Origin of the sequence: Mycolicibacterium cosmeticum, from assembly GCF_000613185.1 — a bacterium.
GTDB lineage: Bacteria > Actinomycetota > Actinomycetes > Mycobacteriales > Mycobacteriaceae > Mycobacterium > Mycobacterium cosmeticum.
The window spans coordinates 2,955,357-2,980,654 of record NZ_CCBB010000001.1 but is presented as its reverse complement, the minus strand read 5'-3'; the positions used below and the strand labels follow the sequence as shown (position 1 = coordinate 2,980,654).

Below are 25,298 nucleotides of genomic sequence, written 5' to 3'. Positions count from 1 at the left end.
CGCTTCTGTTGACGCCGCGATTGTCGCGCGGCTGCTGGTGGCGGGCAGCGGTCACCGGCCCCCGGTCCAGAAGGCGGGGCCTGACGCTAGCCGATCAGCGACGCGCGATGCACAGCCGGACAAGCACGTCGCGTCCGGTCTGTGCGACGGGCGAGCGCGGAGGACCGCGAATAGGAGCAAGCGGCGCGTAGCGCCAGAGTGCCGGCAACACAGCCAGAGCGCTGACCAAGGCCAGGGCAATCAGCGTGATGGTTCCCCGCGGCAGAACGGCTTCGGCAAAAGACTCCGGTGACGGCGCACTTCCGCCCTGGGAGATGTGCGGATGGTCGAGCTGGACAGCCACCGGCGCGCCCACCGCGCTCGCAAGCGGGTGGGGTCCGTGGGCTGGCGCCGCCTCGGTCCCCGGCAGCGCCCATTCCGCAGCCACAATGATGGTCCAGAACGCGAGGAACACAGCGACGACTGCGCGTCGCCGCTGCGAGGAACTCCCGTCGATATAGCTCACGATGTTGCCGACTGTAGCAGCGGATCGCCGAACGGAGTGGCGGCCGTGCAGTTGACGCCGTGTCGTGACCTGCCCGCGACAGTCCTCGTCGGCGGCCCGCGCGAAGCGATCAGCGCAGTCACATCATTCGCCCGATAACGTTGCCGTACCGCCTATTCGACGCCACGCGGGCCATCACCCGACCTTCGGTGACACCGGCCTTTGCACTGGTCATCTACGGTTTGACTACGGAGATAATTGGCACTGTGGACCCAGGCATCAGACAGCCAGGAAGTGATTTGCTGAGGCGACAGATGCCTGACCGCTGAAGGGTCCTCGTCCGTCCAGGTGCGCATCACCGATCCGCCCCCAGATCGGATGGGTTCGACCCGCACCTAGTGGTGGCAGAGCACCTGAATGAATGCCGGCGTGGCGAGCATGGTGGTGATGGCGGCGACCAGCAGAGCGCGGTGACGCCACCGCACGTGCCGACGAGTCGGGGTGACCAGTCGCTCGGCTCGGGTGATGACCGCTGTCGCCGCCGCGGCCAGACCTTCAGCCACAGGAGGTCGGTGACCGGCCAGCGCAAGCAACCCGGTGAGTAAAGGACGAGTCCCGACGCGACGAGCGGCGGTGTCGTCGGCACACATCTCCAGCAGTTCCGCCACAGCCTGATGCGCGCAGGCGAACAAAGGAAGGCGAGGAAGGGTGGCGGCGAGGGCACGCAGCACCATGAGAATGTGGTGATGATGCCCTGACAGGTGGGCATCCTCGTGCGCAAGAACCGCTTTCAGCTGCGACCGGTTCAACGATTTCACGGCCGCCGAGGTCACGACGATCGCGTGGGGGCGCCCGACGACGCAGTAGGCGGCAGGAAGGTCGGCCTCGACGACAACGACGTGAGGATGGTCGGTGGGCCGACCGACGATCCGCGCGGCCTGTGCATGCTCATGGCTTCGGGTGCGCAGTCTGGCCAGGCAGCGTCCCAGTCGCAGCGCCACGACCGCCGAGGTCAGCAGTCCCCCACCGATAAGCGCAATGGACCCGAGGCGTCCCGCCAGCGGGGTGTGATCGGAGAACCCGAACAATTCCAGGCAGAGGGTCACGACCGAGCCGTCCAGCACGCTGTTCGACGCCGCGTTGACCACCAGCACCACTGCCGCCAGCCACGCCGCAAGCACGGCGGCAACCGTGGCCAGCCAAGCGGCCACCCCCATAGACGGACTCACTCCGCCACCGGTGAGGCGCCGCAGTACCGGTGGAGCAAGCCACGCCAGTACGGCGCCGTAGAGCACCAGCCACAGCGCCGTCGTCATGACCGCCGGCCTTTACGCAGGGCCGCCTTCAGCTGCGCGGATTGCTCTGCGCTCATCTGCTCAAGGAAAAATGCCAGCACGGTGTTGGTATCGCCACCGGAGTCGAATGCGGCTTTCATTAGACGCGCTGAGCGCTCCTCACGAGTCATCGCCGCCCGGTACACATAGGCCTTGCCGTTGCGCTGCCGCTTGAGCCACCGCTTGCGATACAGGTTGTCCATGGTCGACAACACGGTGGTGTACGCGATGGGTCGCTGCTGAGACAAATCCTCGAACACGTCACGCACGGTGGCCGGCTCCTGGTGATCCCACACCCAGTCCATGACCACCGCTTCGAGATCGCCGAAAGCTCGCTGTTCCATCCGCCGCATCTCCTGCCCGCTCTGACGAGGTGGCCGATTCTCACAGCGCGGCACCTGCAGCTCCCTAATGTAGCCGCCAACGGCTCAGATACCGGGACCTCACCGCGGCGGCGCCACCGATGTCGATCCCTCATGCATCCGCCATCGAGATGAGTCCAAGGCCACGGCCCCATCGGACCCAAGAGCACATGCTGACGCCCGCTCAGGTGTTACCGAGTTGAGACTGTGACAGGCGTTTCTCCTGATGCTGCAGTGATGTACGTTCCATCTACATACTAAGCAACTACGTAGATCGATGGCGCTAGAAGGCAGTGGGATACGACACCTCGGCGCACTGGCCAGACCGACTCGCGGCCACCGGCAGCCACCCCACAGGAGAACTGATGCAGCGCTTCACGTCACTTCTCACCGCTGGGGCACTGGCGTCAATGCTGGTGCTTCACCCCTCGGGGATCGCCACGGCCGGGCACGGAAGCGAACCTGATGGTGACAACGACACGGTCGCAGGACTTGTCGCCGCCGTCGCCGAAGCCAACCAACACGTCGCCGACATCGGCGCGGACATCCAACACCAACAGGAGAGCGTCAATCGGGCCCTGGTGGAGCTTGCCACTTCCCGCGAGGCGGTCTCCGAGGCGCACCGCAGACTCGCCGACAGCGAACAAGCACTCGCCGACAGCCAGAGCGCCATCGACGCCACGCAGCAGCGTTTCGATGAGTTCGCCGCCTCCACCTACATGAACGGTCCCTCCCGCGCACTGCCGCTGGCAACTAGCCCCGAAGACATCCTCTCAGCAGCATCGACGCAGCAGACCTATCTCATCGCCTTCAGCAGCGTCAAAGACGATCTTCGCCGAACCCAGACCGAACGCGCCAACAGACTCTCAGCCGCCAAGCAGGCCCGCCTGGACGCCGACGCAGCAGCAGCCAACGCGCAACGACGACAAGACGGTGCAGTCGCCGAACTCATTGCCGCGCAACACGCATTCGCCGATCAACACTCCGACCTCACCCGGTTGGCCGCCGAACGCGACTCCGCCCAAAACAGACTCACTGCTGCGCGGCCGGTCGCAGCTACCACGAACCAGCCCACGGCCGCGCAACCCGGAACCACGATGCCGCCGAGCGGCCAGTGGGACCGCTCCACCCCGGCACCGGCACCCAGCCCGGGCGCCGGCCAATGGGACACCACGCTGCCCATGGTGCCCAGCGCCAACGTGGTTGGTGACCCGATAGCCATCATCAACGCCGTCCTCAACATCATGGCGACCTCGCTGCAACTCACCGCCGACATGGGTCGAAACTTCCTGGTCAAACTGGGCATCCTCTCCCCGGCGACCGCCGCCGCCGATCCCGGCATCACCAACGGACGCATCCCACGCCTGTACGGCCGCCAGGCTTCTGAATTCGTGATCCGACGCGCCATGTCCCAACTCGGGGTTCCTTATTCGTGGGGCGGTGGCAACGCCAACGGGCCCTCGCGGGGAATCGACCAAGGAGCCGGCACCGTCGGCTTCGACTGTTCCGGCCTCATGCTGTACGCCTTCGCTGGCGTGGGCATCAAGCTCGACCACTACTCCGGATCCCAGTACAACGCCGGCCGCAAAATACCGTCATCGCAGATGCAGCGCGGTGATCTCATCTTCTACGGCCCCAACGCAAGCCAGCACGAAGCCATGTACCTCGGCGACGGCATGATGCTCGAAGCTCCCTACACCGGGTCCGTGGTCAAAATCTCCCCCGTACGCACCTCCGGCATGACCCCGTACGTCACGCGCTTGATCGAATATTGACACCTCGCGGCGAGCGCTACCGCCGCCGCACCTCTGATGGGTCAGCCCTTTCCGCAGAGGCTGCTGGTAGGCGTTCCGCCGGTGCCTCACGCCGCTCGCTGCGGCACGGCCGCCCTGAAGCCTGAAACAGGGCCGTCGCGCCGGCGATAGCGGCGGCCCACAGCACGACAACGACGGCGCACAGGATCAGCCACACTTCCCATCCGAGACTGTCCGGGCAGACGTCCATCAGCCAGCGCATGTCAGGCCCACCTCCACAGTGAGCGTCTCCCACCCCCAGGACGCAATCGGTATGAGTCTGATAAAGATCTGCTGAAGATCGCCGCCACTGAGGCAGTCGCGCGCCGCCGCACCCACATCAACAGGCACCATGATGACCATGGAGCACCATCCGGGTACCCCGCCTGACACGGCGAAGGGATACCGCGCCCTGGTCGTCGACGACGAACTGCCCCTGGCCGAAGTGGTGGCCAGCTATCTCGAACGCGAGCAGTTCGAGGCAGTCGTGGCCGCCAACGGCGTCGACGCGATCGCCGTCGCCCGCGACCTTGATCCCGATGTCGTCATCCTCGACATCGGCCTGCCCGGCATCGACGGACTGGAAGTCTGCAGGCAGCTGCGCACATTCTCCGACGCCTACATCGTCATGCTCACCGCCCGCGACACCGAAATCGACACAGTCCTCGGCCTCACCGTCGGCGCCGACGACTACATCACCAAACCCTTCAGCCCACGCGAACTCGTCGCGCGCATTCGCGCCATGCTGCGTCGGCCCCGCGTCCTGCAATCAGCCACCGCAACCGCCGACATTGACGCCGCTCCACCTCGCCGCTTCGGTGCGCTGAGCATCGACGTCGCCGCCCGCGAGGTCCGCATCGACGACGAACAAATCTTGTTGACCCGCACAGAGTTCGACATTCTCGACGCTCTCTCCGGCCGGCCAGGAAATGTGCTCAGCCGGCGACAACTACTGGAAATCGTGCGCGACGGACCCTGGGTCGGCAACGAGCATCTCGTCGACGTCCACATCGGCCATCTGCGGCGCAAACTGGGCGACGATGCAGCCTCTCCGCGCTACATCTCCACCGTGCGGGGAGTCGGATACCGGATGGGAACCGGACAGTGACTCCCTCGCCTGCGCCCACACCTGGCCGACGTCGACGCTGGGGTCGCCCTGGTATCGGCCTGCGGCTGCTGGCAGCCCAAGCCATCGTGTTGGTCGCGGGGGCTGCGACGACCGCAGTGGTGGCCGCCGTCGTTGGCCCACCCCTGTTTCGTGAGCACCTTCACCTCGCAGGCGTGCCGATGGACTCGCCGGAGGAAGTGCATGCCGAGGAGGCCTACGGCTACGCCACCGTCATGTCCATCGGGGGCGCCCTGGCGGTGTCGGCGTTAGCCGCGCTCGCCGTCAGCTTCTACGTCAGTCGACGGCTCCAACGGTCCATCACCGAGGTCGCCTCCGCCGCCACCGATGTCGCTCAAGGAAATTACGAGATTCGTGTGTCATCGCCGCGCCTCGGCGACGATTTCGACGCGCTCTCGACCGCCTTCAATCAGATGGCCTCCCGGCTCCAAGCGGTTGATTCGACACGACAGCGACTATTCGGAGACCTAGCGCACGAGATCCGCACACCAGTCTCGGTGCTGGAGGCCTACATCGAAGCCCTCGAAGACGGGGTACGTACTTTGACACCGCAAACGGCGGCCATGCTGCGCGACCAGACCCGCCGGCTGGTGCGGTTCTCCGATGATGTCGCGGCGCTGGCCAAGGCCGAGGAAAGCTCGGTTTCCATGTCCTACGCCACTATTGACGTCGACCGCTTGACGCGCCGATCCGTCGCCGCGGCGCAGGAACGCTACGACAGCAAAGGGGTTGCGCTACGCGTGCGCCTACAGACAACACTGCCGCCGTTGTGGGCCGACGAGCAGCGACTCTCCCAAGTCCTGGGAAATCTGCTGGACAATGCGCTGCGGCACACGCCGTCCGGCGGCTCGGTCGACGTCAGCTGTGTCCGCGACGGCGACCGGTTGAGGATCGCCGTCGCCGACACCGGTGAAGGAATTGCGACCGAGCACCTCCCCCGGCTGTTCGAGCGGTTCTATCGGGCCGACGCCGCCCGCGACCGCGAACACGGCGGCGCAGGTTTAGGGCTCGCCATCGCCAAAGCGCTGGTCGAGGCCCACGGCGGATCCATCTCCGTAGCGAGCGCTGGACGTGGCGCCGGCGCAACATTCACCGTCGACTTACCCGTCGCTCAGGTACGCGCCGAAGGGTTCCCTGTTGCGGGGGCCTCAGCGCGGACCTGACCGTCGCGCCGCTGACTTGTTACTTGTCCAGCATCCCCTGCATCGTGTCGATCTCCTCTTGCTGAGAGGACACGATGGCGCGCGCCATCTCCACCGCCGCCGGGAACTGGCCAATTTCAATCTCCTCCTGCGCCATCATGATCGCACCCTTGTGATGGGCGATCATCTGCGTCAAGAAAAGTCGGCTCGCGTCCGCGCCCTGCGCGTTCTGCAGCGCAGCCATGTCGGCTTCCGACATCATGCCGTGGCCGCCGCCGCCCATACCAGGCATGTCGCCCATGTCGCCGCTAGGCATCTGGTGGCCCGGCATGTTGTGGCCAGGCATTGCGGTGCTGGTCGGCGCAGGTGCAGGCGAGGACGACGCTCCCCACTCCTGAAGCCAGCCCTGCATCGTCTCGATCTCAGGGCCTTGTGCGTTCTTGATGTCGTTCGCCAGTGAGATGACCTCGGGATCGATGCCTTGCTTACCGAGAAGCATGTCGCTCATCTCGATCGCCTGCTGATGATGAGGAATCATGCCTTGGGCGAACGTCACATCAGCGTCGTTGTGGGTGGCGTCGCTGCTCGCAGCACTCGGCGATGCCGATGCAGCCGCCGAGGTGCTGCTGGTCGATGACTGAGAGTCAGTTGCCGCATTCGAACAGGCACCGATGAACAGGGCTGACACCGCCAACGCCGCCACCCCAACTCCAAATCGCTTGTGCTGCATCGCACATCCTTTCTCACAGATCTTCGTGACGCCATGCGTCCACGCGGCAAGCGCTCTCGCCACCTCGTTCCAGGCTCACGAATCCGCGTATGGGTCGGCTCGCTTTCCGATGAAGATTTGATGAAGACGCCTTACCGACCCGCCGGAACCCGCAGCGCCGCCCCTGGCGTCGACCGGCAACGCGCCGTCGCCCCATGCGACCCATCTACTATTGCACTACGTAGATCGTCCGTGACCGGAAGGTGTCAATGTGCAGCTCCGTAGACTCATCGCCGCAATTCTGACCGGAGCCCTGGCCGCGGCGTGCTCGTCGAATGCCCCCGACAGTGCGCCGCCCGCGATTGTGCCGGGCATGGTGCATATCCACGGCCTTGGCATCAACCCGTCCGATGAAACCCTCTATGTGGCAACTCATTACGGCCTCTACACGGCAGAGACCGATCAGGCGCCACAACGAGTCGGCGATCTCGTCCAGGACTTCATGGGCTTCACCATCGCCGGGCCCGACGAATTCCTGGCCAGCGGCCACCCGGATCCGGCTGATCGTCAACAACCGCCACACTTGGGCCTGATCAAGAGCAGCGACGCCGGTCAAACCTGGGAATCTCTGTCGCTGCACGGCAGCGCCGACTTTCACGCCCTCGAGTACCGCCACGGACGGGTATACGGCCACGACAGCCAGTCGGGCACGGTGATGGTCAGCCTCGATCAGAAGTCCTGGCAGCGGCGTGCAGAAATCCCTGCCTCCGACCTCGCAGTATCACCCGCGGACGCCGATGAGATCCTCGCGACCACACCCCAAGGGCTCCTCCGAAGCACTGACGGCGCAATGACCTTCGCCGCGGTCACCGATGCACCGGCACTGGTACTCGTCAGCTGGCCCCAGCGCGGTCCCCTGGTCGGAGTCGGCCCCGAAGGAACCGTCTACACCAGCACCGACAACGGGCAGACCTGGCAGCCACGACACACCCTCAACGCCAAACCTCAGGCCCTTCTCGCCGCTGGCGACGGCCAGGTCTTCATCGCCACAGATACCGCCATCTACACCTCCACCGACGACGGTGCCACGGTGAACGTCCTCACCGCTGTCGAGTAACGGCCGGCAACGGACGCACCCCACCGCAGCAACACCGCGCCTTCACCCATACGAGGAGCCGTAATGCCGGATGACCACCATCTCATCACCGACGGCGCCACCATCGCCTACCAGCTCAGCGGCCCACCCAACACGGTGCTAGTCGGCTATGGGCACGGCGTGCTCATGAGCCGGCAGATCGTGCGCGGCCTGGGCATCTTCGACATCGACGCAATCGCTGACCGCCGCCGCCTGATTACCTACGACCAACGCGGACACGGCGCATCACGGGGCCGCCCAAAACCTGAGGACTATCGCTTCGAGCAGGCAGCCAACGATCTGCTGCGCGTCCTGGACGCGGCCGGCCTCGATGAACCCATCGATTTCGCCGGATCCTCGCTCGGAGCCGGTGCGGCACTGCACGCCGCCCTCAACGCTCCTCGCCGCTTCAGGCGGCTGGCGTTGGTGATCCCTCCCGTCGCCTGGGAAACTGGCCCCCATCAACTGCGCCAGTGGTACTTCGACACCGCTGACCTCATCGACTCCATTGGACCAACCGCGTGGCGACAGCAATGGGCCGACGCTCCCCCACTGCCGATCTTTGCCGACTACCCGCAAGGCAAGTTTCAACCCGGTGTCGACGATGATGTGGTCTCCGCCGCGCTGCGCGGGGTCGACTCCTCCGATCTTCCCGACCCCGATCGGCTTACCTCGATCCGCCAGCCCACGTTGGTGCTGGCCTGGGACACCGACCCCTTGCATCCCATCTCCACCGCCGAGCGCCTCGCTGAGCTGATCCCCGACTCGACGCTGCACGTCGCTCACACCATCGACGAGATCCGCGAGTGGACCGAAATCACCAGCCGCTTCTTCTCCGATTGACGCAGCGCCGCGGTGTTGGTCTAGTACCTCCGGACGTTGTGAATTGGTGCCGAGGAGATCGGCGCGACCTTCACCGGCGTTCCGAACGTGGACGCATGAACCATCATCCCGTCACCGATGTAAATCCCCGCATGAGAAACATCGCCGTAAAAGGTCACGATGTCACCGGGCTGCATATCGGAAACAGCCACCGGCTGCCCGCCCTGCGCGAGCGCTTGACTGGACCGGGGCAACGACTTCCCGTTCTGCAGGAACGCCCACTTGATCAGCCCTGAGCAATCGAACGCATCCGGGCCGGTGGCGCCCCACGAATACGGTGATCCCACCCGTGTCAGGGCAGCTTGCACGACCGCAGTTCCGCTGCCAAGGGATCCGCCTCCGGCCGGGCCCGGCATGGCCGTAATGTTTAGATCGTTCGCCGGCGAGGACGGCGGCAACGGTGGGGGCGGCGGCCCCGGATCGGCCAAGATGGCCCGCTGGTCAGGTGTCAGAGCCTCGTAGCGAGCCTGCACGGCTGCAATCTGCTCCTGCATTCGACGCTGCTTGGCATCAAGGTCCGTTCGCACCACCGCGGCCTCGTCGGACGCGATCCGTGCTTGTGCTATTGACTTCGCAGACTGATCTGCTGCTGCGGCGGCGCGCGCACTCGCCGATCGGAAAGCGGCCATCTGCACAGTCAGCTCCGAGGCAACCGTCTTCTGGATCGCCAGCTGATCAATGAGGTCCTGTGGAGACGTCGCTGTCAATGCCGCCGCCAAGGTGTCGGTACGGCCACCCATGTAAGCAGAGGCGGCCAACTTGTCGACTGCAGCCTGATACGTCGCCAGATCGGCCGACGCCGCATCGACGGTCACGCGATCAGAGGCTGGCTTTCTCTCCGCGACCTGCTGGGCGGCGAGCTTCTCGTCGAGGTCGATTTGGGCGGGTGAATCTGCTCTGTGGTCTGTTCAGCCAGACGCGACAATTCGGTCATTTCGGCAAGCGCATCAGCCGCCGGATCCGCGCTCACGTCGGTCGCCAGAAGCGCAGCAAGAACACCGATAGCCGCCACGATGAAGGCGAGCCGTTTACCCATCCCGCGCGATTGGGCCTTAAGCACAGGCAAAGTCACAACAGCGGAAACCTTCGGTGAAGTCGGAAAGTACGTAGCAGATACGTAGGTCACGGTTAGGTTACGAGGTCGGGGGGCTGCTGTCCACCGGGTTGTTGAATGCTCTCGCGCCACTTGACGCCGCGCTTAGCTGTTGACAGTCGGCGCAACCGAAGATGTATGTGGGCGTACTCGTGCCGACGCTTCCCGCGATGGCGGATCATCACCCTTCCAGTCGGATTTCTCACTTTCATGTCCAATTGGACATCGTCTGGACATTTTACTTGAGAAAAGGACATAAAACTTGAGCTTGATGTCCAATTGCGCTTCTTTAAGCTGCGCTGGCGGCAACATTCTCATGCGATGCCCACCCCCGAAATTCTCACTTTCATGTCCACCGTCGCCGAACTGCATTGCCTGCATTCCGGGTCCGTGATCGGCCATCAAGCAACACGCGCATCAAATCGTCACGTGACAGCATCCGGTTCCTTGCTGCTTCTTGAGATCATCTGTCGTCTGGCCTCTTTGAGCCGTCGCGATGATCTTGGTAGCGCCGCGTCGTTACCGCGGTGGTCTGTTCAGTCGGTTTGTTCTCCGAAGCCATGAGTGCGGCACCCGCTTCCTTGCGCAACGCAAACATTCCCAGCTCGACGAACTGGTCGTCAGGGCGCGTTCTCATCCGTTACCCAGAGGCCATTCGGGGCGGTCGCGGTCCAAGGTGCGGCGGCACTTGTACGGTGGTTCCGCACCGTTTACCTTCGCGGTCGTTGGCTGGTCGGTGTTATTTGATGCCGTCATTCAATGGCTGGGTAGCCGTAGACGGCGGCATTGTAATCTCTTTGGCGCCAGTCAGCGTTAGCGTTCCGGAGGGTTTGGTTCCAGGAGCTGGTCGACCGGCGCGTAGTCGTCGGTGAGCTGTTTGGCCTCACCTACCCAGGTGTTTAGATCGGAGTCGGACATACTGGTCCATGCAGTGGATCTGATGTCGAGTCCGTTCTGCACCGCAGTGCCGTCGATTGGACGGTCGGAGGCAAGAACGACGAAGTTTCCGCCGTCGGGTTCAAGAGTCGGAACACCTTTGAGGTCGCGCGACTCGGCAAGCAGCACGACATTGTCGAAAACGGTCAACAGCGTCGCGACTTCCGCCCGGACAAACGCCAGTCCGCCGTGATCAATGAGGTTAGCGATGTAAACGCCGGTCCGGTTCAAGACCCTCTGCACGTCTCTCATCGTCTGCACTGTTGTCAGATGCCAAGGGACACTGACGCCACCAAAGGCGTCACCGACTATCAGATCCATGCTCCCGGTGGGCAGTCGGCGCAGGCCGAGCCTGCCGTCCTCAATGCGAACCTCGATCCCCAGTTCGGAAGACAGTCCCAGTTCGTCGCGATCGATTTGTACGACGCCGCCGTCGATTTCCGAGATCAGACTTTGCGTTCCGGGGCGTGTCGCCGCCAAGTAGCGGGGATAGGTGAGTCCGCCCCCACCTAGATGGTAGGCCTGCAGCGGTTCGCTACCGGGAAAGGCTGCATCCACGCCTGCCGCAATGGAGCGAACATAGGCGAACTGCAACACCTTCGGATTCTCGACATCGACATAGGAGTGCCGTAGCCCGTCCAGTATCAGCGCACGTCCCGTCGCGCGTTGCGGGTCAGCGGCGATACCCACGCAATGGTACTTCGTCTCGACATCACAAGCACCAGGGGCTACGTAAGCCGTGAACCCGCCGATGAGCACCGCCACTGTGAGTCCGGCGGTGTTGCAGGCAGTCCAGGTGTGTATGCGCCATTCGCACAAGACGCCCGCCACCACCAGTAGCATCCCGAGCCCGACGAGAATGGCGCTGACTGGCACACGAGATAACAAGACAAAGCCGGTCAGCACCGTGCCGGCGATGGCACCCACGCTGGCCACCCCTGACAGCGAGCCGACCACGGCCCCAGTGTGGTCAAGTCTGGTCAGGCGCAATTTGGTGACCATCGGTGTCACAGCGGACAGCAGCGCGCCCGGAAGCAAGATCGTCATGGATGCGACCAGCATCAGTGCTGCAGGTGCCCATTCCCCGGCCGCTCTCACCGCTACTGGAGTGAACGCCACGACTACCCCTGATCCTCCTAGAGTCTGTCCGAGGACACGCCGAGGATCGACACGATCAGCAAGTCGACCGCCGCCCCAGGAGCCAAAAGCGATTGCGGCAAGGGCTATTCCAATCACTAAGGTGCTGGTTTCCAGGGTCAGGCCCAGGTAGGGGGCAAGCAGTCTCAGCGCCGTGATCTCGATGATGAGGACAGCTGCCGATGAACCGAAAACCAGCGCCCACGCGGCGACCGCGCCCATGACGGGTCGTTGTCCGGTCATGATCACAACCTCCCTTTCAGGGTGCGCCGGTGCTTTACGGCGGCTTGGGTGAGAGTGCCGCAGTACAAGCACCTGGCGAGTGGATGACGATAGGGTCCACGACTCGATCCCAAGGGCGAGGATCCAAGGAGGCCCTGGCGTTCGAGGCGCTCGAATGCTGGGCTATGTCAGCAGCAATTAACTACAATGGGCGGTGGGTGCTCGGCGAGTACTTTTACGTTGCCATGGCGCTAATCTCTGTCACGCAATGACTTCGAAGGTGATCATTTGGACGATGGGTAGTTCGTTCCCGATCGCCAGGTGTCCTGGTCGCTGAACTCATCGGCGAAGTACGGGGAACATATCGAGAAGGCCGACACATAGTGGCTCCGCAAGAGCGTTCGGTGGGCGTCGTGGGGCCTTCGCCTCACGGCCCTAGTAGGATTCGAGCGAGGTCGGTCGTGGTCTGGACTCCGTCGTCGTAGTCACCTTCGCTGTTGAGACCGTTCATGATCGCTAAGGTGTATCGCTGTTGCGGTCCGGCGAAGCCCACTGAGTTGACTACCCAGCCGCCCTGCTCTTGCGACCAGCCGTTTTTGTTCCCCGGTGTCATCGCCGCCCCGGCTCCCCAGACCCCCCATTGTTGCGAGTTGTCTACGCGTCGCATTTCGGCGACTACTGCTGCGGTGTTCGTCGGCGTCAGGCGGGTTAACACGTAATTGATCAGGGCGTCGAAGTCGTCGGCTGTCCCCTTCTGGAATCCCCAGTACGGGTAAACGTCACCGAATCCGGGCTGTGGCCGTACGTTCGCCATTCCGAGGCGGACGAAGTTTGTGTTGAAAACATCTGACGGTCCCCCGTAGCGCGACCACAACGCATCGGCAGCGGCGTTGTCAGAACTACGCAGCATCGCGGCCATCTGTTGCCGATCGGTCGCGGTCAGCCGCAGCGACCCAGCTTGTTCCCTTGTCAGCAGATCGGCGACCATCGCAAGTTTGATGGTTGAGGCGGTCCAGATGGGTGTCGCGGCGTTTGCGTTGCGGTATACGCCGCCGGTGGCGCGATCACGTAGAACGAATCCGACCGTACCCGGCCGGGTCTGCAGATATCGTTCCGCGTCGGCCAGACGTTCGCGGATGTCACACTGCCCGGTGCCGGCGGCACAGGACGCCGCAGCATTTGGTGGGGATACCAGAGTCACCACGAGGGAGACGACCAGCAGTGATAGCACCTGCTTGGTGTTCAATCCCGCCTCCGTCACATCTACGATGTATATACGTAGATAGTTTTAACACGGCATCCCGCCCACAGTGGACAGCAGCAACCGTGTCGGATCATGCCCTCATGGCACCAGATCCTCTGGAATGGGCATCGGTGTCATCAGGCCGGCCGATGTTCGGCCGGTGTTGCCTGGCGGGTATCGGCCACTGAGGGAGCCTGGTGCTGCGACGATCAGTCGTATCACCTGACCGACGGCTTCTCGGCGGTCGTGTGTGCGTACGGCGAGTGCCAGCATCGCTGCGTGGTTGCAGGTGTGCAGCCAGGGATCTGGTTGCGAGACGATGTGCGCTCTCTCTAGGTGTGACCACCGTTGCGCCGCGGTGTCGGCATGTCGCGCGGCAGTCATCTCGCGGTGGTAGAGCGCGCGGGCGGTCGTCGACAGCCGGCTCATGAGGTCGGTGCAGTGTTCTGCAGCGCGTTGTCGATCGCGTCGCTTAAATCGCTGCGGGTCTGCAGTGGGATCTGCATGCCGTTGACAAAGAACGTCGGTGTACCCATCACGCCGAGGGCCTCTCCGTCGTCGATGTCGAGGCGTACCCGATCGGCGGTCGCAGGGTCGGCGTAGGCGGTGTCGAAGACGGCCATATCCAGCCCCAGTTCCTCGGCGAAACCGCGGAAGACCTCATCAGCGGGGGTTCGCTGCTCGCCCCACTGTTCCTGGGTGTCGAACATTTTGCGGTACATGGGTTCCAGGCTGCCCTGTTGTGCTGCCGCTTCCACGGCGCGGGCTGCGCGCTCGCCGTTGAAGTGTCCCGGCAGCGGGAAGTAGCGCAGCACGAATTCCACCCGGTCGCCGTACCGCTGGCGCAGTTCCTCGACCATTGGGTAGGCCGCGCGGCAGCCCTCGCATTCGAAGTCCAGGAACTCCACAACTGTCACGGGCGCGTCGGGGGCGGTGTTGAGCCGGTGGCTGTTGTCGCGCACAACGGCGGCGGATGCGGTGTCGCTCGGAACTCCCTCGTCGACCACGGTCGACGTGTCGCTGTCCCACGTCACCAGCAGAAACACCGCCACCGTGACAATGACGGTGACCGCCAGCGCGGTGATGGCCAGTCGGCCGATCGGCGTCTTGAGCACGTACCCTCCCAGCGTGGCGGTGTGGTGGCGGCGCTTCCGCGAAGCGCGGTGTTCTGAACCTACGTATCCGCTACGTAGAATGTAGCCTAGAAGCAGTCGGGCAAGTGATGGGGTGACGTTGATGAGGCAAGTGGACGCGGCGGCAGGTCCACGGCGTGACCTCGGCGTGGCGTTGACGGCCATCGTGACGTTGTCGGTGCTTGTGGTGGGGCTCAGCGGGTGCGGAAGCTCGGGTGCAGCCGCCGAACCGCAGTCCTTGGACAAGGGCACACCGTACGCCGACCTGCTCGTCCCTGAACTCCAGACCTCGGTGACCGACGGCGCAATTGGCGTGTCGGTTGAGTCGCCGGTCACGGTGCGTGCCGAGGCCGGCGTCCTGGGTGCGGTCAGCATGGTCAATGAGCAGGGCCGCCAGGTCCAGGGCACACTGAGCGCTGATGGCACCCGCTGGGAGACTGCCGAACCCCTCGGATACAACCGGCAGTACACCTTGCAGGCCGAGGCACTCGGTTTGGGTGGCACAATCAGTACCCGGGCAGCGTTTGAGACGCACTCACCGCAGAATCAGACGATGCCCTACGTGACGCCGGCCGATGAGGCGATCGTCGGGGTCGGTCAGCCTGTGGCCATCCAGTTCGATGAGAATATCCCCGACCGCGTAGCCGCCCAACGAGCCATTTCGGTGAAGACGACCCCCGAGGTGGAGGGCGCGTTCTACTGGCTCAACGATCGTGAAGTCCGTTGGCGCCCGGCCGAATACTGGCAGTCTGGTACCAGGGTGGAGGTTCAGGTCAAGACCTACGGGGTGGATCTGGGGGGCGGGCTTTTCGGCCAACAGGATGTCAGCTCCACCTTCACCATCGGTGATCAGGTGATTGCCACCGCCGATGACAACACCAAGATCCTGACGGTTCGCGTCAACGGTGACGTGGTCAAGACGATGCCGATCTCGATGGGCAAAGACGCCACCCCTACGGACAACGGCACCTACATCGTGGCCGAACGGAACTACTTCATGGTCATGGATTCCTCGACTTACGGTGTGGCCGTAAACTCTCCCGACGGTTACCGGACCGAAGTCAACTACGCCACCCGGATGTCGTATAGCGGCATATTCGTGCACGCCGCACCATGGTCCGTGGGCAGCCAGGGCAACACGAATGTCAGCCACGGTTGCCTCAATGCCAGTACCGAGAACGCAAAGTGGTTTTACGACAACACCAAACGCGGTGACATCGTGGAGGTCATCAACACTGTCGGTGCGACATTGTCAGGCACAGACGGCCTGGGCGACTGGAATATTCCTTGGGAACAGTGGAAGGCCGGCAATGCCGTTACCTAGACACTATCGACAGTCGAAAAGCCGCAACGCCTCCAGCAGCATGTGCTCGGCCTCCTTGGCGCTCATCCGTTCGACAAGGTAGGCCAATACCACGTCCGGATTACCACCGGACTCCAGGGCTGTGCGCATCACGGTGGCCGAACGTTGTTCGCGGGTCATGGTCGCCCAGTAGCGAAAAGCCTTGCACTCACGTTCCCGTCGCACCCAGCCTTTGCGGTGCAGGTTATCGAGTGTGGAAAGCACTGTCGTATAGGCAATCTGGCGTGATGGGGTGAGCTCGTCGAGCACCTCACGGACGGTGACACCGGCAGGTGCCTCCCAGACCCGGTCCATGACCGCGGTTTCCAGGGCGCCGAGATGTGGATGCACGATCATCAATAGCGCCGTGCGTTGTAGATCGGGGCAGACGATATCGGAGCGACTGTGACCGGTGTGCCGTAGGTGGATGCGTGCACCATGTTCCCTTGGCCGATGTAGATTCCTGCGTGTGACGCGTCCGGATAGAAAGTCACGATATCGCCGGGCTGCAGCGACTCGACCGAGACGGGCTCGCCTCCGGCCGCCAGGGCCTGACTGGATCGCGGCAGCGACTTGCCTCCCTGAAGGAATGCCCATTTGATTAGCCCTGAGCAGTCGAAGGCCGCGGGGCCACTGGCACCCCAGGAGTAGGGCGACCCGATGCGACTCAATGCAGCCTGCACTACATTGCTTGCTCCCGTACGGATTTGCGTATCTGTCCCGGTGTCTGCCAGCGCCAGAATCGCTGGATCGGGAGCTGCCGGTGGCGTCGGGCCGGGATCTGCCAGTACGGCCTGCTGTTGCGGCGTGAGTGCGCGGTACTGTGTCTCGACCACGGCGATCTGGTCTTTGACGCGACCCTGCTTGGCCTGCAGGTCAGCGCGCACCGCTGCGGCTGCAGCCGCAGCGGTGCGCGCCTGCTCCGCGGATTGCTGCGATGTGACCGCAGCGGCCCGTGCCGTCGTGATCGCTGCGCGATAAGCTGTCATCCGTTCTGACATCTGGTCGGCCATGAGCGTTCTGAGCGACAGGTCATCGATCATTCGTTGCGGTGACGTAGCGACAAGAAACGTGCTGAGGGTACTGGCCGATCCCGTCATATACGACGCGGCGGCGGCTTCATCGACTGCGACCTGGTAACCCGTCAGCACCGCGTCGGCGGACGCCGCGGCGTCAAGGTCGATGCGGTGCCGCTCATCTGCTGCTCGTTGCGCGGCCACCTTGGATTCCACGTCGATCTCGGCGGCGTACATCTGTTCGGTCAGGCGTTCAGCCTCACGCGAGAGCTCGTTCATGCGCGCCAGGGCGTCGGCAGCAGGGTCAGCATGCACCGTGGCGGCACCGGAGAAGAGAATCGATATCACGAGCGCTAGTGCACAGGAACTGCCCCAGCGACTGCGAGATACTGCACGTATGCGTCTGCGGGGCATCACTTCTCCTTCGAATCCACATAGTACGTAGTCACTACGTAGGTCACGGAGAGATTACGATCCCTCGCGCCGAATGTCCACGCCCACCATCCCGATCGCCAACAGCACTGACCGCCGGCGCCGTTGGCGCAACGCCTACGTTGTGCAATAGTACGTATCTAATACGTAGTACTACTGTTAAACCTGTCGCGAGGAACTATGACCAGCGGAACCGCCATCACGGCGAAAGTTCACTCCCTGAACCGGCCCAACATGGTCGCCGTCGGGACGATAGTGTGGCTATCAAGCGAGTTGATGTTCTTCGCCGGCTTGTTCGCGATGTACTTCACCGCCAGGGCGCAGGCCGATGTATGGCCGCCCCCACCCACCGAACTGAATCTGGCACTGGCGGTGCCGGTGACTCTTGTTCTGGTCGCCTCCTCGCTCACCTGCCAGATGGGCGTGTTCGCCGCCGAACGCGGTGACGTTTTCGGATTGCGACGCTGGTATCTCATCACTTTCGCCATGGGCCTGTTTTTCGTCCTGGGCCAAGGCTATGAATACATCAAACTCGTCGCCGAGGGCACCACCATCGCCAGTAGCGCCTACGGATCGGTGTTCTATATTGCCACCGGATTCCACGGGCTCCATGTCATCGGCGGCCTGGTGGCATTCCTGATGTTGTTGGCGCGCACCCGGATGAGCAAGTTCACCCCAGCCCAGGCAACCGCTGCGATCGTGGTGTCCTACTACTGGCATTTTGTGGACATCGTTTGGATCGCTCTGTTCGCCGTCATCTACTTCGTGCGATGACGGCTCGTGTGGCTATCATCGCGGCCATCCTGTGGATCGCCGGATGCACCGTGGCAGCGCCCGCCTATGGGTTGACGTCCTCGACGCCATCACCGACTGTATCGAGTCCGGCCACACACACCTACGACGATGGACACACCGATCAGTCGTCAACGGGTTCAAATCCCGCGTTCTGGATTCTGTCCGTCGCGGTCATCGGCCTGATCGCGATCGCGGTGATCATGCTGCGCGCAGGCCGACCACCGCGGACACACCTGTCACGCGGTGAGCCGCCGCCGGGCCGGTGAAGCGGACGCGCACCGATATCTACTGAGTTGCTCCGTATATAGTCGGTGCCACAGCCGCAGCGAACGCCATCCAATACGGCGATGACCAACCCACCACGAAGGATGTACACCGTTGGCCCCGCTCACACGACTTCTCGTGACCCTCTTCGTAGTAATCACCGCCCTCATCGGTGGCGGGGTGTATCTGTCGGTCCGCGATGCGGCCTCACCGATACAGGCTCAGGTCACCGACGCTGGTCAGCTGGTCCGCGCCGACAGCCACCGCCTCAACACCGTCGACGGCAGTGACGTCACCTTCGTCGAATTCCTGGACTTCGAGTGCGAAGCGTGCCGGGCCGCGTTTCCACTGGTGGAGCAACTGCGCTCCGAGTACGGCGATCGAGTGAACTTCGTCGTCCGTTACTTTCCCATCCAATCCCACTTCAACGCCGAACGGGCTGCCCGAGCAGTCGAGGCCGCCGCCGGTCAGGGCAAGTTCGAACCAATGTACAAGAAGATGTTCGAAACACAGAGCCAGTGGGGCGAGCAGCAAGCCCCGGCCGATGCCACGTTCCGCGGCTTCGCCACCGAGCTCGGTCTGGATATGCCGGCGTTCGACGCCGCGTATAGTGATCCCGCGACACTCGATCGCATCAACGTCGACGTCGCCGACGGCACGGCACTCGGAGTACAGGGCACTCCCACGATCTTTCTCGACGGTGAAAAGCTCGATTTCAGAACGTATGACGACATGAAGGCCGCCGTCGACCGAGCTCTGCAGAACTGACCGATGCGAATGAAATCAGTCGGCGCGACCGGCAACGCATTAGTCGCGGTGCTCGTCGTAGCGTCAACGTTCACTGTGCAACTTGGCGCGGTGACCGCAGTGGCTGACCCAGCCGATCCTGCTGCGCCGGGAATGTCCTCGACTGTTCCAGCGGGGCAGAATCCCGAACCCTACGTCGGCAAGCCTGTCTTTGCGCCACCAACTTTCAATCCGGTCGATGGTGCGATGGTGGGTGTCGCCAAGCCCATCATCATCAACTTTCAACGCCCGATAGCGGATCGGCCCCTGGCCGAGCAGGCCGTGCGAATCTCCTCCGAGCCGGCTGTGCCCGGCAAGTTCTACTGGATGAGCGATACCCAACTACGCTGGCGACCGCTGGACTTTTGGCCCGCGGGCACGACTGTCAACATTGATGCCAGCGGGACAAAGTCGAGTTTTCGCACCGGGGATTCATTGGTCGCCACCATCGATGACGCCACCAAGCAGATGGAAGTGGTCCGCAACGGTGAACTGGTCAAGACAATTCCCGTGTCCCTGGGAAAGCCCGGCTACGAAACCCCGAATGGCACTTACTATGTGCTGGAGAAGTTCGCTGACATGGTGATGGATTCGTCGACCTACGGGGTGCCGATCGACTCGGCCGAGGGATACCGAATCAGAGTGCAAGACGCTGTACGGATCAACAACGCCGGGATCTTCGTCCACGGCGCGCCCTGGTCGGTGGACGATCAGGGCGTCCGCAATGTCAGCCACGGTTGCCCGAATCTCAGTCCTGCCGACGCTCAGTGGTTCTTCGACACTTTCGGTAGCGGGGATCCTGTGGTCGTGAAGAACTCGATCGGAATCTATGACGAGAACGACGGCGCTCACGATTGGCAGATCTGAAAGCTGTTTGTCACGATTCGATCTCGACGAGGTAGGCCTGCACGGGCAGATTGATATTGTGCAGCCTCAGCGATCCCAGGGGTGCCGTCCTGAGGGAACCGATGGGCTCAGCGGCTGACACGGCGGCGTAATCAGCAATAACCTGGCCCGGCCCGGCAACCCCCACCAGCCTGGCCGCGGTGTTGACGGTGGCTCCGAACACGTCCCCGCGCTGTTTCACCAATGGCCCCTCGCTCATGCCGGCACGTAGCAGGGGAAAACCGGAGATCCGTGATGTTTCACGGCGGAGACGACCCAGAAAGTCAACCGCAGCTGCGGTGGTGGCGCAGGTAACCATGACGGCGTCACCGATCGTCTTGACGATCTCATCGCCGGGTCCGAGCACGCTCGCGGCGATATCGGCGAAGGCACCTGCCAGTTGCGCGGCGCGGTGGTCACCGTGGGCCTCGGTGTAGGTCGTGAAGCCGGCCATATCCGCGAACACCACTACCGACCGCACATCCTGATGGTCGAATTCAACGGCAGTACATACCATATCGGCGTCGGTCATCGAGCTGCCACATCATCGGTAGGCAGCGCCTGCATCGGCATCGCCAGCAGACGCAGTGCGTTGAACACCACGATCAGTGTGGAACCTTCGTGGATCAACACCGCCGGGCCGATACCCAACCCGAGGACAGTCGCCGGGATCAGCACGGCGACGATCCCCAGGCTCGCCCACAGATTTTGTTTGATGATCCGCGAGGATCGGCGACTGAGGTCTACCGCAAAAGGCAGCGCTGTCAGGTCGTCAGCCATGAGCGCGATATCGGCAGTCTCCAATGCCACATCGGAGCCGGCAGCACCCATTGCGATACCGATGTTCGCGCGGGCCATCGCGGGCGCATCGTTGACCCCGTCACCGACCATGCCGACCCGGCCACGGTGCACCCGCAGTGAGGCGACCTCGGCCACCTTGTCTTCTGGCATCAGGTCACCGCGAGCGGCCGCCACGCCCACCTGCGCGGCCACAGCGTCAGCGACGCGCTGGTTGTCCCCGGAAAGCATGACGGTCTCTTCCACGCCGATATGCTTAAGGCGCTTGAGGACCGCGGCCGCTTCCACGCGCGGCACATCCATCAGCCCGATCACCCCGAGCCAGCGATCACCGGCAGCCACCAGCATGGTCGTTCGACCCGACTGTTCGAGGAAGTCGACATCGGCGGACAATTGACTCGGAATCTGCTGTCCGGCAGCCTCGAACAAGCTGCGCTTGCCGATGCGGACCTCGCGCCCGTTGACGGTCGCGGCGACACCTCGGCCCGTCAACGCCCGGACATTCGCAGGCTGGGGCAGCTGCACTTCGGACAGTCGGGCACGGCCGTCCCGGACGATGGCGCGTGCCAGCGGGTGGTCACTTTGCTCCTCGACAGCGACGGCGACGGCGAGCAGTTCGGTGTCGTCGGTGCCCGAGGTGGCGATGACATCGGTGATCTGTGGCTTTCCCTGGGTGAGGGTGCCGGTTTTATCAAAGGCCAAGACCTGCACGCGGCCCAGTTCCTCCAGCGCGGCACCACCTTTGACCAAGATGCCGGCCCGCGCGGCGCGGGCCACTGCGGAGAGCACTGCACTCGGTGTGGCGATGGCCAGCGCGCATGGGCTGGCCGCGACCAGTACGGCCAGTGCGCGATACACCGTTGCGGTGAACGGTTCATCGATGACCAGTCCAGCGAACAGCAGCAGCACAACCCCGGCCAGGATGGTCGGGACGAAAAGACGTTGGAAGCGGTCGGCGAACCGTTGGGCGGAGGTCGTTTTGGTCTGCGCCTCGGCGACCAGGCGCACCACTCGCGCCAACGTCGAGTCTGCGGCCAGTCGTGTCACCTGGATCTCGATGGCGCCGACACCGTTGATCGTGCCGGCGAAGACGCGTGCCGAGGCGTCGACGAGTTCCGGTGCCGCGGCGGCCGCCGCGATGTCAGCGACCGGACTCTTGTCGACCGGTACGCTTTCGCCGGTCACCGGGGCCTGATCGATGCTGCTGGATCCGGCGACCACAAAACCGTCGGCGGCCACGCGCATATTGGGGCGAACGACGACGATATCGCCGACGCTGAGGGCAGCGACGGGGATCTCGACAGTATCGCCGGTGCCCCCGCGTCGTACCAGAGCTGTCTTGGGTGCGAGCTCGGCCAGGGCCTCGATCGACCTGCGGGCCCGGCCCATCGCATAGCCCTCAAGGGCATGGCCGACGCTGAACAGAAACAGCAGCAGCGCACCCTCGGCGACCTCGCCGAGTGCAGCGGCTCCGGTCGCTGAGACCAGCATCAAAAAGTCGATCTCGAACTTGCCGTAGCGCACACTCGCGTACGCCTCTTGCACGGTGTAGTAAGCGCCGAAGAACAAGGACAGTGCGTATACACCCAGCTCGACAGGTCGTGGCGTGTCGGCAAAGCTCGCCAGGGCCCAGCCCGCGATGAGCAGCACCCCGGACAGTGCCGCAAAGACGAGTTCACTGCGTTCGCCGAAAATTCCGCCGTGGCCGTGCTGATGGCCCTCGTGGGCGTGACCATCGCCGGCGTGTTCGCTGCCCTGCTGGTCGGTTCCGGACTCGGTAGCGGATCGAACTTGCTCGCTGACCAGGTCGACCAGTTCCTGGGCAGTGACGCGTGCGCGTTCGAACTCCACCACGATGGCAGTCGAGGTGGACTCGGCGGCCACGACACCCGGCGCGGCACGCAACTGGGCGATCGCTGCGCGTGTTGCTTTGGCGGGGATCGTCACGTCAAGTGACCAGCGGAGGTGACCGTATCGGGTTGTGATGGTGGCCGCGGCACGCTGCGCCCGACGTGCGACATCGCCCTCGCCGACCCTGGTGGCGTCGTAGTGGACACATAGTTGCGGTGCCCGGCCATCCCCCGCGATCACGTGGGCCTGCTCGATGATCGATTGTGCTGCAAGGTCGTACGTCAGTCGCTCCGCGCAGCGCTGATCGCCATCGGGGAGCAGATCCGCCAAGGCCAGGGCCAGTGACCTCGCTGCCGGGGGCGTGCTGTGTCCGCTTGCGCCGCACTCGCCGTCCCTCATGCATGCAACTATACGCATATATGCATATGGATCGTCAACCCTGCCCTCAGGTGCGCACGCTCTCGTCGTCGATCCGGGTCACGTCCCCGTCGTCGGGCCCGTGCGCACGGCCGATATGGGCCTCGGCGCGCATCCGCTCGACCATGTGCGGGTAGTGCAGCTCGAACGCCGGGCGCTCGGAACGGATCCGGGGCAGCTCGGTGAAGTTGTGCCGCGGCGGCGGACAGCTGGTGGCCCACTCCAGGGAGTTGCCGTAGCCCCACGGGTCGTCGACCACGACGGGCTCGCCGTAACGCCAGCTCTTGAAGACGTTCCACACGAACGGCAACGTCGACACACCCAAGACCAGCGCACCGACCGTGGAAACGACATTGAGTGTGGTGAAGCCGTCGCTGGGCAGGTAGTCCGCGTAACGACGCGGCATCCCGTCATTGCCCAGCCAGTGCTGTACCAGGAAGGTGGCATGGAAGCCCAGGAAGGTCAGCCAGAAGTGCAGCTTGCCCAGGCGCTCGTCGAGCAGGCGGCCGGTCATCTTCGGGAACCAGAAGTAGATGCCCGCGTAGGTGGCGAACACGATGGTGCCGAAGAGCACGTAGTGGAAGTGCGCGATGACGAAATAGGTTTCGCTGACCTGGAAGTCGATCGGCGGGCTGGCCAGCAGCACCCCCGACAGGCCACCGAGCAGGAAGGTGATCAGGAAGCCCACCGAGAACAGCATCGGTGTCTCGAAGGTCAACTGCCCCTTCCACATGGTGCCGATCCAGTTGAAGAACTTGATACCGGTCGGCACCGCGATCAGGAACGTCATGAACGAGAAGAACGGCAGTAACACCGCACCGGTGGCGTACATGTGGTGCGCCCACACCGCGACCGACAGCGCCGCGATACCCAGCGTGGCGTAGATCAGGGTGGTGTAACCGAAGATCGGTTTGCGGCTGAACACCGGGAAGATTTCGGAGACGATGCCGAAGAACGGCAGTGCGATGATGTATACCTCGGGGTGGCCGAAGAACCAGAACAGGTGCTGCCACAGCAGCACACCACCGTTGGCCGGGTCATAGATGAGCGATCCGAGATGCCGATCCGACAGCAACGCAAAGAGCGCGGCGGTCAGCAGCGGAAAGGCCAGCAGTACCAGGATCGAGGTCACCAGGATGTTCCAGGTGAAGATCGGCATCCGGAACATGGTCATACCGGGGGCGCGCATGCAGACCACGGTGGTGATCATGTTCACCGCACCGAGGATGGTGCCCAAACCGCCGACTATCAGGCCGACGATCCACAGATCCGCGCCGGCGCCGGGGGTGTGGATGACGTTGGACAGCGGCGTGTAGGCGGTCCAGCCGAAGTCGGCGGCGCCGCCGGGGGTGATAAAGCCGCCCATGGCGATCAGCGCGCCGAAAAGGAACAACCAGTAGGACAGTGAATTGAGCCGCGGGAAGGCGACGTCGGGCGCGCCGATCTGCAGCGGCAGAACCAGGTTGGCGAACCCGAAGACGATGGGGGTCGCGTAGAACAGCAGCATCACGGTGCCGTGCATGGTGAACAGCTGGTTGTACTGCTCGTTGGACAGGAACTGCAGCCCCGGCACCGTCAACTCCGTGCGCATCAGTAGCGCCATCAGGCCGCCCGCCATGAAGAACCCGAAGCAGGTGACCACGTACATCATGCCGATCACCTTGTGATCGGTCGTGGTGATCATCTTGTAGATGAGGTTGCCTTTCGGGCCCATCCGTGGCGGGAACGGACGCCGTGGCACGAGTTCTCCGGCCGGGGGCGCTTCGGCTACCAACGAATCCTCCTGATATCGGCTGCGATCCACGACAGATCACCACGTCTACTGACTAAATACGTAGGTTAGCGTACTGAGTAAATACGTACTAGTGGGTGTAGTAGATCAATCCGCCCAGCGCCGGGTCCGAACACTTACTGGCGCGTGTGCCGGCGCGGGCCGACAACCTCTGTCGGCCCCGAGCCCGTCGATGCCTCAGGTACGCGG

At 63.5% G+C, this 25,298-nt stretch carries 22 protein-coding genes and 1 pseudogene; 9 read left to right on the top strand and 14 right to left on the bottom strand.

Annotation, left to right across the window (positions count from 1 at the left end; translation table 11 throughout):
• Window positions 1-94: 94 nt before the first annotated feature.
• The 3 genes from lpqS to BN977_RS14390 form a co-directional block, all read right to left on the bottom strand.
• Complete coding sequence (gene lpqS / locus BN977_RS14400; RefSeq protein ID WP_030133906.1) at window positions 95-505, bottom strand: putative copper homeostasis (lipo)protein LpqS; 411 nt, start codon at window positions 503-505, stop codon at window positions 95-97.
• Window positions 506-879: 374 nt separating this feature from the next.
• On the bottom strand, window positions 880-1,800 hold the full coding sequence (locus BN977_RS14395) for a M56 family metallopeptidase (RefSeq protein ID WP_036397982.1): 921 nt from the start codon (window positions 1,798-1,800) through the stop codon (window positions 880-882).
• The gene (locus tag BN977_RS14390) at window positions 1,797-2,162 is read right to left on the bottom strand and encodes a BlaI/MecI/CopY family transcriptional regulator (protein ID WP_036399143.1); all 366 of its coding nucleotides are present in this window, start codon (window positions 2,160-2,162) and stop codon (window positions 1,797-1,799) included. Before BN977_RS14390 ends, BN977_RS14395 begins: the two co-directional genes overlap by 4 nt.
• Window positions 2,163-2,545: 383 nt before the next feature.
• Here BN977_RS14390 and ripA point away from each other — a divergent pair, with 383 nt between their 5' ends.
• The 3 genes from ripA (at window position 2,546) to BN977_RS14375 (ending at window position 6,262) form a co-directional block, all read left to right on the top strand.
• Window positions 2,546-3,955: an NlpC/P60 family peptidoglycan endopeptidase RipA gene (gene ripA, locus BN977_RS14385; RefSeq protein ID WP_036399141.1), complete on the top strand. Its 1,410-nt coding sequence runs from the start codon at window positions 2,546-2,548 to the stop codon at window positions 3,953-3,955.
• 370 nt (window positions 3,956-4,325) lie between these two features.
• Window positions 4,326-5,081: a response regulator gene (locus tag BN977_RS14380; protein WP_036397981.1), complete on the top strand. Its 756-nt coding sequence runs from the start codon at window positions 4,326-4,328 to the stop codon at window positions 5,079-5,081.
• The gene (locus BN977_RS14375) at window positions 5,078-6,262 is read left to right on the top strand and encodes a HAMP domain-containing sensor histidine kinase (RefSeq protein ID WP_036397980.1); all 1,185 of its coding nucleotides are present in this window, start codon (window positions 5,078-5,080) and stop codon (window positions 6,260-6,262) included. The genes BN977_RS14380 and BN977_RS14375 overlap by 4 nt, the downstream gene beginning before the upstream one ends.
• A gap of 19 nt (window positions 6,263-6,281) precedes the next feature.
• Here BN977_RS14375 and BN977_RS14370 read toward each other — a convergent pair whose 3' ends face one another.
• Window positions 6,282-6,971, bottom strand: a complete 690-nt coding sequence (locus BN977_RS14370) for a DUF305 domain-containing protein (protein WP_036397979.1) — start codon at window positions 6,969-6,971, stop codon at window positions 6,282-6,284.
• A gap of 250 nt (window positions 6,972-7,221) precedes the next feature.
• Here BN977_RS14370 and BN977_RS14365 point away from each other — a divergent pair, with 250 nt between their 5' ends.
• Entirely contained in the window at window positions 7,222-8,067 is an 846-nt protein-coding gene (locus BN977_RS14365) for a F510_1955 family glycosylhydrolase (protein ID WP_036397978.1), read from the top strand.
• A gap of 63 nt (window positions 8,068-8,130) precedes the next feature.
• Window positions 8,131-8,928: an alpha/beta fold hydrolase gene (locus tag BN977_RS14360; protein WP_036397977.1), complete on the top strand. Its 798-nt coding sequence runs from the start codon at window positions 8,131-8,133 to the stop codon at window positions 8,926-8,928.
• Between the two features lie 20 nt (window positions 8,929-8,948).
• Here the strand turns inward: BN977_RS14360 and ripC (BN977_RS14355) are convergent.
• The 5 genes and pseudogenes from ripC (BN977_RS14355) to BN977_RS14340 all read right to left on the bottom strand — a co-directional run bounded on the left by ripC (BN977_RS14355) (window position 8,949) and on the right by BN977_RS14340 (window position 14,713).
• A pseudogene (gene ripC, locus BN977_RS14355) lies at window positions 8,949-10,003 on the bottom strand (peptidoglycan hydrolase RipC).
• A gap of 870 nt (window positions 10,004-10,873) precedes the next feature.
• Window positions 10,874-12,376, bottom strand: coding sequence for a fused MFS/spermidine synthase (locus tag BN977_RS14350; protein ID WP_051561556.1), 1,503 nt, complete (start codon window positions 12,374-12,376; stop codon window positions 10,874-10,876).
• A gap of 406 nt (window positions 12,377-12,782) precedes the next feature.
• A complete protein-coding gene (locus tag BN977_RS14345; RefSeq protein WP_372451021.1) occupies window positions 12,783-13,556 on the bottom strand; it encodes a serine hydrolase in 774 nt (257 codons plus the stop codon).
• A 141-nt stretch (window positions 13,557-13,697) separates the two neighbouring features.
• Window positions 13,698-14,027, bottom strand: a complete 330-nt coding sequence (locus tag BN977_RS31910; protein WP_073678203.1) for a DUF3703 domain-containing protein — start codon at window positions 14,025-14,027, stop codon at window positions 13,698-13,700.
• Complete coding sequence (locus BN977_RS14340) at window positions 14,024-14,713, bottom strand: DsbA family protein (RefSeq protein ID WP_036397975.1); 690 nt, start codon at window positions 14,711-14,713, stop codon at window positions 14,024-14,026. The genes BN977_RS31910 and BN977_RS14340 overlap by 4 nt, the downstream gene beginning before the upstream one ends.
• A gap of 121 nt (window positions 14,714-14,834) precedes the next feature.
• Between BN977_RS14340 and BN977_RS14335 the strand changes: the two genes are divergently transcribed.
• Complete coding sequence (locus BN977_RS14335) at window positions 14,835-16,055, top strand: L,D-transpeptidase (RefSeq protein WP_083631791.1); 1,221 nt, start codon at window positions 14,835-14,837, stop codon at window positions 16,053-16,055.
• 3 nt (window positions 16,056-16,058) lie between these two features.
• Here BN977_RS14335 and BN977_RS14330 read toward each other — a convergent pair whose 3' ends face one another.
• A complete protein-coding gene (locus BN977_RS14330) occupies window positions 16,059-16,430 on the bottom strand; it encodes a BlaI/MecI/CopY family transcriptional regulator (RefSeq protein WP_036397974.1) in 372 nt (123 codons plus the stop codon).
• Window positions 16,430-17,503, bottom strand: coding sequence for a peptidoglycan hydrolase RipC (gene ripC / locus BN977_RS14325; RefSeq protein ID WP_051561552.1), 1,074 nt, complete (start codon window positions 17,501-17,503; stop codon window positions 16,430-16,432). The genes BN977_RS14330 and ripC (BN977_RS14325) overlap by 1 nt, the downstream gene beginning before the upstream one ends.
• Before the next feature lie 198 nt (window positions 17,504-17,701).
• Here ripC (BN977_RS14325) and ctaE point away from each other — a divergent pair, with 198 nt between their 5' ends.
• The 3 genes from ctaE to BN977_RS14305 all read left to right on the top strand — a co-directional run bounded on the left by ctaE (window position 17,702) and on the right by BN977_RS14305 (window position 20,233).
• Window positions 17,702-18,295, top strand: coding sequence for an aa3-type cytochrome oxidase subunit III (gene ctaE, locus BN977_RS14320; protein ID WP_036397972.1), 594 nt, complete (start codon window positions 17,702-17,704; stop codon window positions 18,293-18,295).
• Window positions 18,296-18,694: 399 nt separating this feature from the next.
• A complete protein-coding gene (locus BN977_RS14310; RefSeq protein WP_036397970.1) occupies window positions 18,695-19,348 on the top strand; it encodes a DsbA family protein in 654 nt (217 codons plus the stop codon).
• Between the two features lie 9 nt (window positions 19,349-19,357).
• On the top strand, window positions 19,358-20,233 hold the full coding sequence (locus BN977_RS14305) for a L,D-transpeptidase (protein WP_234709555.1): 876 nt from the start codon (window positions 19,358-19,360) through the stop codon (window positions 20,231-20,233).
• Window positions 20,234-20,243: 10 nt separating this feature from the next.
• Here BN977_RS14305 and BN977_RS14300 read toward each other — a convergent pair whose 3' ends face one another.
• Genes BN977_RS14300 through ctaD form a run of 3 tightly spaced genes read right to left on the bottom strand, consistent with a single transcriptional unit; the run spans window position 20,244 to window position 25,091 of the window.
• A complete protein-coding gene (locus BN977_RS14300) occupies window positions 20,244-20,783 on the bottom strand; it encodes an adenylate/guanylate cyclase domain-containing protein (RefSeq protein ID WP_036399135.1) in 540 nt (179 codons plus the stop codon).
• Window positions 20,780-23,299, bottom strand: a complete 2,520-nt coding sequence (locus tag BN977_RS14295) for a heavy metal translocating P-type ATPase (protein ID WP_051561370.1) — start codon at window positions 23,297-23,299, stop codon at window positions 20,780-20,782. The genes BN977_RS14300 and BN977_RS14295 overlap by 4 nt, the downstream gene beginning before the upstream one ends.
• Before the next feature lie 46 nt (window positions 23,300-23,345).
• Complete coding sequence (gene ctaD, locus BN977_RS14290; protein ID WP_036399131.1) at window positions 23,346-25,091, bottom strand: aa3-type cytochrome oxidase subunit I; 1,746 nt, start codon at window positions 25,089-25,091, stop codon at window positions 23,346-23,348.
• Between the last annotated feature and the right edge of the window lie 207 nt (window positions 25,092-25,298).

Bases quoted from the DNA above. Each gene is read 5' to 3' on its own strand.
- BN977_RS14395 (WP_036397982.1), bottom strand. From the start codon at position 1,800: ATGACGACGGCGCTGTGGCTGGTGCTCTACGGCGCCGTACTGGCGTGG.
- BN977_RS14390 (WP_036399143.1), bottom strand. From the start codon at position 2,162: ATGGAACAGCGAGCTTTCGGCGATCTCGAAGCGGTGGTCATGGACTGG.
- ripA (WP_036399141.1), top strand. From the start codon at position 2,546: ATGCAGCGCTTCACGTCACTTCTCACCGCTGGGGCACTGGCGTCAATG.
- BN977_RS14380 (WP_036397981.1), top strand. From the start codon at position 4,326: ATGATGACCATGGAGCACCATCCGGGTACCCCGCCTGACACGGCGAAG.
- BN977_RS14370 (WP_036397979.1), bottom strand. From the start codon at position 6,971: ATGCAGCACAAGCGATTTGGAGTTGGGGTGGCGGCGTTGGCGGTGTCA.
- BN977_RS14360 (WP_036397977.1), top strand. From the start codon at position 8,131: ATGCCGGATGACCACCATCTCATCACCGACGGCGCCACCATCGCCTAC.
- BN977_RS14350 (WP_051561556.1), bottom strand. From the start codon at position 12,376: ATGACCGGACAACGACCCGTCATGGGCGCGGTCGCCGCGTGGGCGCTG.
- BN977_RS31910 (WP_073678203.1), bottom strand. From the start codon at position 14,027: ATGAGCCGGCTGTCGACGACCGCCCGCGCGCTCTACCACCGCGAGATG.
- BN977_RS14335 (WP_083631791.1), top strand. From the start codon at position 14,835: ATGAGGCAAGTGGACGCGGCGGCAGGTCCACGGCGTGACCTCGGCGTG.
- BN977_RS14330 (WP_036397974.1), bottom strand. From the start codon at position 16,430: ATGATCGTGCATCCACATCTCGGCGCCCTGGAAACCGCGGTCATGGAC.
- ripC (WP_051561552.1), bottom strand. From the start codon at position 17,503: ATGCCCCGCAGACGCATACGTGCAGTATCTCGCAGTCGCTGGGGCAGT.
- ctaE (WP_036397972.1), top strand. From the start codon at position 17,702: ATGACCAGCGGAACCGCCATCACGGCGAAAGTTCACTCCCTGAACCGG.
- BN977_RS14305 (WP_234709555.1), top strand. From the start codon at position 19,358: ATGAAATCAGTCGGCGCGACCGGCAACGCATTAGTCGCGGTGCTCGTC.
- BN977_RS14300 (WP_036399135.1), bottom strand. From the start codon at position 20,783: ATGACCGACGCCGATATGGTATGTACTGCCGTTGAATTCGACCATCAG.
- BN977_RS14295 (WP_051561370.1), bottom strand. From the start codon at position 23,299: ATGAGGGACGGCGAGTGCGGCGCAAGCGGACACAGCACGCCCCCGGCA.